The organism is Nostoc sp. (assembly GCF_036917375.1).
Taxonomy (GTDB): Bacteria; Cyanobacteriota; Cyanobacteriia; order Cyanobacteriales; family Nostocaceae; genus Nostoc.
Window position 1 is genome coordinate 71,856 of record NZ_JBALDN010000105.1, and the last position, 12,061, is coordinate 83,916.

Annotated in this window: 9 protein-coding genes; 3 read left to right on the top strand and 6 right to left on the bottom strand. The window is 43.4% G+C overall.

What is annotated here, in order from left to right; translation table 11 throughout:
- Nucleotides 1–179 precede the first annotated feature (179 nt).
- From V7K45_RS28620 to V7K45_RS28630, 3 genes are all read left to right on the top strand, one after another.
- Nucleotides 180–902, top strand: coding sequence for a cyanoexosortase B system-associated protein (locus tag V7K45_RS28620; RefSeq protein WP_335008687.1), 723 nt, complete (start codon nucleotides 180–182; stop codon nucleotides 900–902).
- A 233-nt stretch (nucleotides 903–1,135) separates the two neighbouring features.
- Nucleotides 1,136–2,494 (top strand): polysaccharide biosynthesis/export family protein, encoded by a 1,359-nt coding sequence (locus V7K45_RS28625; protein ID WP_335008689.1) that lies wholly within the window; start codon nucleotides 1,136–1,138, stop codon nucleotides 2,492–2,494.
- Between the two features lie 250 nt (nucleotides 2,495–2,744).
- Nucleotides 2,745–4,919: a GumC family protein gene (locus V7K45_RS28630; protein WP_335008691.1), complete on the top strand. Its 2,175-nt coding sequence runs from the start codon at nucleotides 2,745–2,747 to the stop codon at nucleotides 4,917–4,919.
- Between the two features lie 131 nt (nucleotides 4,920–5,050).
- On the opposite strand, the gene V7K45_RS28635 is transcribed toward V7K45_RS28630, so the two are convergent.
- The 6 genes from V7K45_RS28635 to V7K45_RS28660 form a co-directional block, all read right to left on the bottom strand.
- Entirely contained in the window at nucleotides 5,051–5,722 is a 672-nt protein-coding gene (locus V7K45_RS28635; protein WP_335009010.1) for a rhomboid family intramembrane serine protease, read from the bottom strand.
- A gap of 126 nt (nucleotides 5,723–5,848) precedes the next feature.
- Entirely contained in the window at nucleotides 5,849–6,568 is a 720-nt protein-coding gene (locus tag V7K45_RS28640; RefSeq protein ID WP_292734774.1) for a rhomboid family intramembrane serine protease, read from the bottom strand.
- A 198-nt stretch (nucleotides 6,569–6,766) separates the two neighbouring features.
- Nucleotides 6,767–8,980, bottom strand: a complete 2,214-nt coding sequence (locus V7K45_RS28645) for a hypothetical protein (RefSeq protein WP_335008693.1) — start codon at nucleotides 8,978–8,980, stop codon at nucleotides 6,767–6,769.
- Nucleotides 8,981–9,136: 156 nt separating this feature from the next.
- The gene (locus tag V7K45_RS28650) at nucleotides 9,137–10,414 is read right to left on the bottom strand and encodes a GAF domain-containing protein (RefSeq protein WP_335008695.1); all 1,278 of its coding nucleotides are present in this window, start codon (nucleotides 10,412–10,414) and stop codon (nucleotides 9,137–9,139) included.
- A gap of 151 nt (nucleotides 10,415–10,565) precedes the next feature.
- Complete coding sequence (locus V7K45_RS28655; RefSeq protein ID WP_335008697.1) at nucleotides 10,566–11,591, bottom strand: chemotaxis protein CheW; 1,026 nt, start codon at nucleotides 11,589–11,591, stop codon at nucleotides 10,566–10,568.
- A 90-nt stretch (nucleotides 11,592–11,681) separates the two neighbouring features.
- The gene (locus V7K45_RS28660) at nucleotides 11,682–12,059 is read right to left on the bottom strand and encodes a four helix bundle protein (protein WP_335008699.1); all 378 of its coding nucleotides are present in this window, start codon (nucleotides 12,057–12,059) and stop codon (nucleotides 11,682–11,684) included.
- Nucleotides 12,060–12,061: the final 2 nt, after the last annotated feature.

The window sequence follows — 12,061 nt, forward strand, 5'->3', positions numbered from 1 at the left end:
AAGAGCGCCAGGGGCACAGGAGCAGAGGAGAAAATTTTCTGTAAATTCTCTCCTGTTCTCCACTCTTCACTCCCAACTCCTTTAATTTTTCATCACTTATACGTAAGTCCTAAATATTACTGAACTCACAATGTGATTTTATAAAGTAAGATTCTGCCTAAGTATTGCAAATTTTACTGATGATTTCCTTCTCTAAATTTTTCAAGGAAAACCAATTGACCCAGGTAGCAGCACTTTTGTTATTGCTACTGCTGCTAGCAATAGCAGGGGTTCCCGGATATCTGACAGGACACTGGCAATGGAAACAGCCGCCCCCTGTTCCAACCCTCCACGAATTAAAACAGATCCGCAAGACTGGGTTAACCCTTCCTGGTTGGCAAACCATTGAACAAGCAGAACAGCAAATTGGCGAACATAATTGGTCTTTGCAGGTAATTAAAAAAGAAGGTTCCGAATCCCAAGCAATCGTGCTTTTGTTGCCGCAAAATGGGCCTATGGATCAACCAGAGGTAGAGTGGACAGACGTTAACGGCTGGGGAAGGTCACGCTGGGGAAAGTGGGATGTAGCTCAATCTCGTTCTGCGGAATTTACTGTGAAACCATCTGCAAAGTTGGCTTCTAATGTCGAAACTAAAGTAGAAGCTAGATTTTTTCGCGCCTCGACACCACAGCAAACCTTCGCTGTTTTGCAATGGTATGCAATGCCAGACGGCGGAAATCCATCACCTTTTCATTGGTTCTTGGCAGATCAACTGGCACAGTGGCGCAAGCAACGCACTCCTTGGGTTGGCGTGAGCATTCTGATTCCAATGGAACCTTTGGGGCAGGTAGAAACATCTTGGTCTTTAGCCGAGTCTATTGGGGAAACAGTACAAGCTGCATTAATGGCAGGCCCTTTGTAGAGTCTGTTATTGATGCCCTTGTGCAGAGATTTATCAAGAGTATGTCTATAAATTGTGTTCAGCCTGAAACCCACCTAAAATGATGTTAACAACATAAAGTTAGAAATTGAATTTAGCAAAATTAGTCTCTTTCTCTTGGTAAATACTTCTAGATAAAAGAGACATTGAAGGCATTTTTAGAGTAAAATAACCCCTCGGCGCGACTAATTTCTATATCAATATTTTCTACACCGATGTTCATAGATTCCAGTTATTGTATGCGTGGATTCAGCGCCTTGTGTTTTGTCAGTCTTCAAGTAGGAGTTTTCTTAACAACGCCTATCCAACTTGTTGTTGCCCAACCTTTTCCATCTCAAAGACAATCACCAGGGCTATTCCCTTCGCCTTTGCCAGGTACTGAAGTTGCACCTCCAGATGCAAATGAAGAAATTTCCCCGCAACTCAGTCGCTACCTTTTGGGACCAGGAGATGCAATTGGCGTTGTGCTTCAGCGTCCTCCTGGTCCATACCGCTTAGGCATAGGAGATGGAATTAGCGTTTCGGTTCAGCGCTTTCCAGATTTGAGCTTTCAAGCTTTAATCAACCCAGAAGGTAATATTGCCGTGCCGTTATTGGGAACAGTTTCTTTACAAGGTTTAACTTTGGAAGAAGCTCAAGAAAAAATTCGCTTGGGTTTAAATCGTTATGTAGTCGATCCAATAATAGTCTTAGCCTTAGTAACGCAGCGTCCAGACCTGAGTTTTCAAGCTGTAATTAGTGCAGAAGGCAACATCATCGTGCCGCAAGTGGGAACGGTGTCATTAAAAGGTTTAACCTTGGAAGAAGCTCAAGAAAAAATTCGCTTGGGCTTGAGTCGCTTTTTCCCAGATCCAATCGTGGTAGTATCCTTGGCAGGAACGCGACCAGTTCAAGTTACCATTAGTGGGGAAATATTTCGACCAGGAATTTATCCGATTAATTCACCAACACCCCGCGTTGCTGATGCTTTGCTAGTATCTGGTGGTTCGACGTTGAATGCAGACCTGCGACAAGTGCAAGTACGCCGAAAGTTAATCGATGGTTCTGTGATTTCACAAACTATTGACTTATATGCAGCATTGCAAAATGGCGGTTCAATCCCGAATTTACGCTTACAAGACGGAGATGCGATACTCGTGCCCCGTCGTGAAGTCGGCAATGAAGATAATTATGACCGCAATTTAGTAGCACGTTCATCCTTGGCCACACCACAGATTAGAGTCCGAGTTTTAAACTACGCTGCTGGTGGTCTTTCCATTCAAGCACTGCCTAACGGCAGTACATTTGTAGATGCTTTGGGAGGTGTAAATCTAGACACTGCTAATCTGAGAGATATCGCTCTGGTTCGCTTTGATTCAGAACGAGGCAAAGCTGTTACTCAAAAACTTGATGCTAAAAAAGCTCTTGGCGGTGATGCGTCGCAAAATATAGCACTTCAAGATAATGATGTTATTGTTGTTGGTCGGAACCTCATTGGTAGAATTACTAATTTCTTGACCACCATTACCCAACCTTTCTTCAATGTTCAATCCTTTCTCCGGTTTTTTGACAACATCGGAGGTGGATCGAGATAGTAACATAAAAAAAGGATACAACCTAGAAATAGTTTGGCGTGTAGGAAGCCACATGTCTAACTGATATTTGAATTTATTAATGGAAAAATATTAAAGATATCAACCGATATATACAGTAGGAAGTTGATAGCATACTTGTATCAAAGCCACTATCTTTAGTTTGGTGCTTCCTAAATTTTGAATTTTGTTAGCGCAGCGTTAGCGAGTCTGCGAGCGTCATATTTAAATTTTGAATTGGAGCGAAGCGACCATGACCCCACCAATTGTTAAACGCTATCTTATTGCTTTTGATAAATATAAGTGGATTGGACTAGCTAGTTTTGGTTTAGTTGTCGCCGGATCAACTGTGGTAGCTATGCAACCAGAGCCACCTACTAGCTATATAGCATCTGGGGCACTTACTTATAGTGGACCACCAGTTTCTTTCTCTGCAACTGGTAATGAAATCCAACAGCAAGGGAAGGAACTAAATGAGGAAGTTTTACTATCAAACCAGATAATTGCAGGTGTGGCAGAGAAAGTTGGTGTCAAACCGAAACAACTCGGTGCAAGTCTTGCTCTTGCTCTACCTAAAAAAAATGCTAAGAGTGGAGAATTAGAATCTTCTACCTTTGAACTTAAATATGTAGATAGTGATGCCAAACGAGGCATACAGGTCTTGACAGAATTGATGAATGCAATGATCAAGTTGAGTAGTGACATCAATACTGGGCGTTTACAAGCAATTATTCAAAAGATTAACGATCGCACGCCACAAGCTAAACGAGAATTGCAAATTGCTGAAAAGAAGCTGGAACAGTACGATCGCGTCGAGCGAACAGCAATCTTAGCCGCAGAGAATGGCAGCTTGTTAAGCGCCATTACTGCCAGCCAAAATCTCCAACGGCAAATTCAATTAACTATTTCTGGGGTTGATGGTCAAGTTCGCAGTTTACAAAATAAGTTAGGCTTAACAGTCGGACAAGCTTATGTTTCTTCTGCTTTGAGTGCCGATCCAATTATTGGTAACTTACGAGCGCAAATTTATCAAAGTGAATCGCAAATCGCTGTACTCAGAAAAGATTTGCGGCCGGAACATCCAACGATGGTGCAGTTAATGCGTCAGAAACAAGCTGCTGAGGAATTACTACAACAACGTGCTGCTGAAGTTTTAGGTGGTGATGGAACTGCGGCTCCTCTTCAAGGTAGCGTTGCAGGTATTCGCACTCAAAGCAGCTTAGATCCAACACGCCAACAATTGGCAAACCAAATGGTGTCTTTACAAACCCAAAGGGAGACACTACAACAACAACTAGCTCAAGAAATCCAACTAGAAGCGCGACTCCGGCGAGAATATGCTCTGATACCTAATAAGCAATTAGAGCGATCGCGTTTAGAACAGGAGGTTGGACTCAAAAAAGCTATCTATGACCAAATGCAGGCGAAGCTAACCGATGCCAAAACCGCAGAGGCAGAAACTACTAGCAGCCTCAGTATTGCCAGACGCCCCGCAGTCACTGTCGATCCCAAACCTCCGAAGAGTGTGCCTATTACCCTTGCTGTGGGTGGTTTCTTAGGTGTATTGATTGGTGGCGGGGTGATATTTTTGTTGGGAGCGCTGGAAGGGACTTTCAAAACCAGAGAGGATATCCGCGAGAGCCTCAAGCAACGAGAAGTGGCACTGTTGGGAGAATTGCCTTTAATGCCAGTTGATGATTTGGAGCCAGATGCTGTACCTGTAGTATTTTCCCAAGATTCTCCTTATTTAGAATTTTATGAGAAATTCCGTAGTAATATGCGCCGCATTGGTGGTAAAAACTTAAAGGTAGTATTGATTACTAGCACCAGTAGCCTAGAAGGTAAAACGGCTAGTGCTTATAATTTGGGTGTTGCTTCCGCCCGTGCTGGTAAAAGAACCTTAATTATCGAAACAGATTTGCGATCGCCTTCCCGTTGTACATCGTTAAAAGTAATCCCTGACCCTGAAGCCACTATTGAACCCCTACGTTATTACGCTAATTTGAGTGAATGTATTCGTTTAGTTCCTGATGTTGAAAATTTATACATTCTTCCCAGCCCTGGCCCGGTACGGCAATCCGCTGCTATTCTTGAATCCAGCGAAATGCGGCGGCTGATAGAAGATGTCCGCGAACGTTTCGATCTAGTTATTCTAGATACTAGTCCTCTTAGTATATCCAACGATCCTCTGTTAATTCAACCCTACAGCGATGGAATCGTAATAGTAGCGCGACCAAACTATACGCAAGAGAATATGCTCGGTGAAGCTATCGATCAATTGGTTGAATCCGAACTAGGGTTATTGGGAGCAATTATTAATGGTGCTGATATCATCGTTTCTGTACCTGAAGAAGTTCCAAAATCATCAGCATTTACATCTGAGGTAGAACAGTCAGAAGAAGTTTCAGCGAGTGCCAACAAAAACTAATAGTTTCAAATGTGTAAATTTTAACGCATATCGCATTCTCGTCTGTGAAAGAGAATCATCTCGCAGAGAAGGTTAGCGTAGAGAATTGAAAGGTAGCAATTTTTGTGCTACTAGTTTCAGTAAATGTGTATTCAGTCGCGTCGAAACAAGCCAAATAAGGGAGCAAGAATTACCCCAAATATAAAACCACCGATGTGCGCCCAATATGCAACTCCACCAGTTTCCACGCTCATGTTAGCGGCTGTTTGCAGGGTAGCAAGACCAGAAATTACATTTTGCACAATGAAAAGTCCAATTATGACTAGTGCTGGAACTCTGATTGTGGTGATGAAAAACCCCAAAAATATTAAAGTCATGACTTGAGCGTGGGGAAAGCGGATAATGTACGCACCCAAAATCCCAGAAATTGCACCACTTGCCCCCAAGGAAGGAATCTCAGAATTCATCCCAATAAACCATTGGCACAAGGCAGCTAAAGCACCACACGCTAAATAAAAAATCAGATATTTGGCATGACCTAATCGATCTTCAATATTGTTGCCAAAAACCCAGAGAAACACCATATTCGAGATTAAGTGCCACCAGCCACCATGTAAAAATTGCGACGTAAATAACGTTATCCACTCTCCATTCAAATTGGTGGTTAACTGTTGAGGCACTACCGCATACTCACCTAAAAACTGATTCAATTGTGCATGTGACAGGCTCACCTCGTGAATAAAAACTAAAACATTCATGCCAATTAACCCATAGGTGAAATACGGGGTGATTCGCGTCGGATTTTCATCGTAGAGGGGAAACACAGGTGTTTTTCCTAAATTATTGACTAACTGCAATATAGCTTGTCAGGCTAGCAGTTGCGAAGGTTAAGCAATTTCACCTATTAAATCAATCAGCATAATTGAGGGTAAAAACGATACTATTAAAAATTACTTGTACCAAGATTCTTCCTGAGATTTATCGCTAAATAAACCCAACAATGGGCCAAGAATTGCCCCGAAGATAAACCCGCCTGCATGGGCCCAGTAGGCAATACCGCCGCTTTCCATACCGATGTTGGTACGTGCTTCTAGGCTGGTAAGTCCGTAGAAGGCTTGTTCGAGAAACCAGAATCCTAAAAAGAAATATGCGGGGACGCGGAAAGTTGGAAAGAAAAACCCTAAAGGTACAACGCCAAGGACTTCGGCGTTGGGAAAGCGCAGAATATATGCACCCATAACACCTGCGATCGCACCGCTTGCACCCAAAGAAGGAATGCTAGAATCTTGAGCGAAGAACCACTGGGTCAAGGATGCCAAAACACCGCAAGATAAATAAAACAGTAAATATTTGGCATGACCTAACTTATCTTCAACGTTGTTGCCAAAAATCCAGAGAAACAACATATTGCCGGCTAAGTGCAAGAAACCACCGTGCAAAAATTGGGAGGTAATCAAAGTTGCCCACTCTGGAACTGGTTGATGTACAGAGATACCCGCAAAACTTAAAGTCAGTTCTCGTGGAACTACAGCCGCAAGGTGTAAAAATCCATTTAATGCTTGTGGGGGAAGATTTGCTTCATAAAGAAAAGCGAGGACATTGACAGCAATCAACCCATAAGTTACATAAGGCGTGATTTTTGTCGGATTATTATCTCTAATGGGAACCACGAGCGTTTTTTCCTGATTTTAAGACAGCAATTCTACAATACGGAATTTTGTAAGTAGTTTCTTCTACCTCGTGGATAGATATCAGTTTAATATTTGAGATTTATTGTAGGACTTACCTCAATTCTGGGGTCTTCCAGACTGCAAAAGTATTTGAGGATAGTATCATCGTAACTTAGTTTTTTTCGGCAGGTACTGAGTTCAAGCTAGAGATTTCGTGAGAAGCTGACCATCCAAAACCAAGCTAAGTTGCCCATTGGCAAGAACGCTAGTTCCTTGGATATAAGCAGGAACAGGGATTGCTTCCCCCAGAGGATGGATCGCAGAAGATTGTTTGCCGATGATGCAATCTACTTCTAAAGCACATCGTTTGTCTAAGTAACGAAATACTAATAAAGGCTTATCTTGCTTGAAAGCATTTAGTGTATCTGTGCTATCAGTGGTAACTGAGGTGGGAAGGTGGTTAGGACAAATCAGCACATCAGTCAATAAGTGGATAGGGACGAGCATTTCTGTTGTTAGATCCTCATCAGCACAACCAAGGAAGCCACTGGTGCCAGAAGACTGCAAAAATAACATGCGTCCCGCTTGAGTTTGGATGATTTGTTCGGACTGGGATAAACAAATCTGCTCTACAGAATCGGCAATAAATGCATAGACTCTGGAGTTAGCTTGACAGACGATAAGTTGAGCAATTTTTTGATTAAGGGGAATTTGGAGCGAAAAGGCTGTACCATGTCCAGCTTTAGACTTCAATACTATTCTTCCCTGAATAGCTGTTAATTGTTTGCAAACTTCAGTTAATTCTACTCCTAACTCTAAGGCAGGACGATCGCATAAAACAGATGAAACCTCTGGTTCAAGTACCAGTTCTTGTAAAATATCCCCTGGTTTTGTCAGGGCGAGTCCTTGGGCTGAAGCTTGTTGATAGATTTGAGATAAGTTAAGTCCTGCGCCATCATCACAGCCATCTATAATCAGTTGATTTCCTTGCTGATAAACCTGAATTTCAATGATACCGGTGCTATTTTTACCTACCTGTTGGCGTGTTTGGCCAGACTCAATACTTTGCTCTAGTAAATAGCAACTTATATGCAACAGGAGAGCATGGAGGCGATCGCTAAATGCCCGATCGACTTGGATATCACTAATTTGTAAATGTAGTCTAGCAGACTTATCTTGTAGAGCTTGTAACTGAGACCAAAGCCGATGCAAGGATTCTAAGGCTACTTTTAAAGGAATAGTTGTAACTGTTTTAACTAAATTGGAAGAATGGTTAAGTAACTTTTCCTGCTGTATGAGTTCTTGTTTGAGTTGATGATGATTATTATTAAGTGAATCAACAGTTGATGCCACCTGAGACGCTTCAGCCAAAACAGATTGCAGAGTACTGTCTAATTGCTGAGAGCGAGAAGCAGCTAGAGGAGAAAGGGTATCTGAAATTGCTGCTAAACGTCTTGACCATTCCTGTAGATTATCCAGCAGGTGTTGTAATCGTTTAACTTGTCGGAGCAACCGCCCGATCGTATGTTGCTGTTGTTCTTCTTGACAAGCTTGCTGATTATATGTAGTTAATAATGTTGCAATTAGCGCATTTAGTTGTTCGAGATGCTTAATATTGATGGGTGTGGCGGTTGGAATACTTGTTGCAAGAATGGTAGAAATCGATTCTTGCAAAGAGAGTGGATGGCGATCGCGAACAGATTTAACTAGGGATGCTTCAGTAAGCAGGGAAAAATCCCCCAACCAAGCATGAAAATCTTCTTCTCCATACTCCTCCGGGTTTGCTAGTTCCCCTACATTGATGGGAAACTGCTCGGTATCTACGCGAACAAGGCTGCCAGACTGGGGGGTAGTTTCATCTATTAGTTCCCTGTCAAGACTTTCTTTGTCTTTAACGATAACTTGCTCCGCAGAAGATTCTACCTCGGCCAAGCGATCGCCAAACTGAATAACTGGTTGATATTCCTGCGGTTGCTCTATCGATGTCTCAAGGTTTGTTTCCTGGGAATCGCCAAACTCTGCTTGTAGACAAGCAACAATGGCAGACATCCGCTCCAGAATTTCTACTTCGTCAATTTGCGAGGCTGTTAAAAATGCCATCAACAGCATCTGTAGGCAATCTAATCCTTCTGACAATAGGGAGGCAATGGGGGCGTTGACAGTTGCTCGATACTGATGCAGCAGCTGAAAAATCTCTTCTAGTGCAGCCGCAACTATGGCAATGGCATCTAACTCAGCTGCTATGGCAATCGAATGCAGAGAGCGAGCAGCTTCCATGAGAGCCAAAGCTGTACCAGGGTTACTGTCTTTTGTATAGTTAGGCAACTCCTGCTCCAAGAACAGTAACAGATCGATCGCTTCTTCTAGAAAGCGATCGTCGTTCTGCGGTTGGGGGACAAAATCGGTACTCATGAAAACAACTCTCAGTTTCTATGTGGTTTGTGACAATTCTATGGCTTCGACATTAGACTTCTTACAGAAGTGGGGAAAAGGGTAAGGGGTAAAGGGGAAAGGCTAATAAAAACCCTTTTCCCTTTAACCTTTTCCCTTTCCCCCCTCTTACAAAAGTTACTTTTGCAAGAGGTCTATTGATTTGAGGGTACAAGCAGCAATGTCGGCGATCGCTCTGAATTGCTCGTGGATTTGCGCGATTGACTCCAGCCCAGCACTGATTTGGCGATCGCACGGTTCGATAGCAGAAGCAACGTCTGCTGCTGCCACCTGTAGTTCCTGGAACCATTCCTCTATATTTAGCGTGCTGTCGCGGGCTTGACGGGCGAGAATTTCCACCTGTTCGGCAGCAGCTAGCAAACCTCGTTCCTGCTCACTAGCTTTTGTGGCTTCGATGGCTGTATTCAAAGACAAAACCTGAATTTTGGTACTCAAGCCTTCCACAAGGCGAACAAAGCCAGAAGCTTGCTGGCAAAATTCACCAAGGTATTGCAGCTGTTTATTACTAATAGCAACAGTATCTTGAATAGACATTAAATGCTCGTTGGCAAGCTCGGCGATTCTTACTCCTTCTTGTACGGCCTGACTCACCTGCTGAAATGGCACTAATGACTGTGAGCGATCACAGGATTCAGCCTTTTGGGGAGGCGATGACAGATGTTGAGCAGGTGGAGCTACTATTTCAGCCGAGTGCAAGTTAATTGTCAACATCATTCCTACTTGTTGTAGCAAACTGCGCTCTGCTTCCTGCCATTGTCGGGGTTGAAGGCAATGATGAATAACTAACAAACCCCAAGGCTGTTGTTTGACAATCAAAGGCAAACACAGGCTAGCTTGCACCTGAAAGCGTTGCCAAAATTGCTGTTGGCGCCCAGTTAGTTCTAATACTTCAGTGAGGTTGCCCTGCGAGTTTTGTCCGTCGCCAACATTGGGTTTAGTAACAAATACATTTATCGGTAGGGATTGGTTGAGCAGCGATGTCCAACCTGCTTGTATAGCTTCAGCGATCGCTCGAGTGCGATTATCTTCTTCAAAACGATAAATCAGGATGCGATCGGCGTTGAGAACATCTCGCAAGGCGGTGACTGTAGCCTCCAAAAGTGCAGTTTGACCTTTTGCTTGTTGCATTTGCCGATCGATGACCGCAAGTTGTTCTCGCTGGAGCTGAAAAGCCCCTCGAACATTTTCATCATTGTCACTGGGCGAATCTTTAGCCAAAGCTTGGATAAAAGCTTCGATTTGACTTACCTTCTGCTGCAATTGAGCGACCTTTGGCCCCTTAGCAGATTGAAAGACTGCTTTGATTACAGCCACATTAGCCAAAATTTCTTCTATCTGGATTTCATTTTCAACAGGCTGGGTTTCAGAATTAGGGTCTAAGGTTGCGATCGTCACAGAAAACTCCTTGGCAGCATCAAGTCAAATAAAAAAGCAGGGGAGCAGGGGAGCAAGGGAGCAGGGGGAAAAATCAAGCCACTTGTGGGTGTTAGCGAAGCGGAACGAAGTTCGGTTTGTACCTTTAGTTCCCCCTGCCCCCTGCCTCTTATCAGTGGGTTTGCCATTGCAATGTCTGGGCGATCGCTCTAGTGTCTAAAATCCAGCGATCGCCTGGCAGAATGCCTCGAACAAAATTTAGCAGTTTGTTTGGGGAAAGGTCGGTTGGTGCCGATTGTGTTTGCTGTAAATCCTGCCACTCTACATCGTAGACATGAGCCACCAAAAACCCGACTACCTGATTTTGCAATTCGAGAACCAGAACCATTGGCTTTTCTGGTCGTGACTGCCGCTTCAAAAGTGGCGCATAACCAAGCAAATGTTCCAAGTCAACCAGCCGCAGCATTTGTCCTTGCCAATTATAGAAACCTAAAATCCAACTTGGTAAGGCCGGGGCTGGAGAAATTTCTTGGCTAGCGAGGTCAATAATGTCCACTATTGAGTCAAATGGTAGCAATCCACTTCCTTGATTCCCCAAGGGAAAACGGAGAAATCTTTGCCGTTGTTCGCCTGATGTCAATCCAGGAGACAAGGTTGGGGTTGTTCCGGGCAACCCCAACTTATCAGCCAATATCTGGCTCATACCAAAAAGAAGTACTTTGAGTGGTTCCTCATTTGGTGCTACAGGCAAAACAGCCATGTGGCTCACACAGCTTAACTCCGCCACTTGCCGATAAGACCACGGCACCGGACGCACAGCTTCCAAAGGAATATCAATTAAGGCAGGGGGCTTGTCCACAGGAATGCCACAAATTTCCCCAGTCCGCGTTTGAGTCAGAAGTAAGAAGCGCCCTGAAGTATCAACCGCAGAGGGAACTTGATCCGCCTGTTGGTCTTGTACGTGCTGAATGAACTTCTGGCGCAAGTCCACAATTGTGATAGTTTGCGCTCCCAAATCAACCATCCCGATACCACTTTCAACCGTACTGCTAATAGGAGGACAAGCCATCACCTTGAGAACTGCCCCAACTGGCAGGGCAAATAAATAATCTGCGATCGCAAAAACAACGACTCGTAATGAGTCGCGCTCGCTCACAGCGCCAGATAATCGCTTAAACGGAAAAGGAGTGTTAAGCATAAATAATGATTCGTAATTCGTAATTCATGAAGAAGGGGAAAGGGGAAAGGGGAAAGGGTAAAGGGGAAGGGGGAAAGGGGAAAGATTTTATTATTTTGATGACTGATTTATAGATTGAATTTGATTAGATAGCATACGGCTCAACTCTATAGCTTGATTAGAAAGTTGTGTATAAGTTGGTTGGTCTAGATAGCCTACTTCTAACGCTACTCTTAAAAGACTGCGAACTTCACCAGCAGACCCTTTAGCAATATTTAGAAAGTTTAAGTATTCTTTGCGAGAATATCGTTCAAATCCTTCTGCAATATTTGTAGGTATTGATACGGATGCACGTCTTAACTGATCTCTTAAACCAAAGTCTCTACTCAGTTCACCTTCCTTAGTCCTTATGTATATTTGCTTAACTAAGTCAATACCTTTTTGCCATACTTTTAAATCCTCAAAAGTTTCAATTTTTTTCCTTTCCATTC

Coding starts and splice junctions, on each gene's coding strand:
- V7K45_RS28630 (WP_335008691.1), top strand. CDS start 2,745: ATGACCCCACCAATTGTTAAACGCTATCTTATTGCTTTTGATAAATAT.
- V7K45_RS28620 (WP_335008687.1), top strand. CDS start 180: ATGATTTCCTTCTCTAAATTTTTCAAGGAAAACCAATTGACCCAGGTA.
- V7K45_RS28645 (WP_335008693.1), bottom strand. CDS start 8,980: ATGAGTACCGATTTTGTCCCCCAACCGCAGAACGACGATCGCTTTCTA.
- V7K45_RS28660 (WP_335008699.1), bottom strand. CDS start 12,059: ATGGAAAGGAAAAAAATTGAAACTTTTGAGGATTTAAAAGTATGGCAA.
- V7K45_RS28625 (WP_335008689.1), top strand. CDS start 1,136: ATGTTCATAGATTCCAGTTATTGTATGCGTGGATTCAGCGCCTTGTGT.
- V7K45_RS28655 (WP_335008697.1), bottom strand. CDS start 11,591: ATGCTTAACACTCCTTTTCCGTTTAAGCGATTATCTGGCGCTGTGAGC.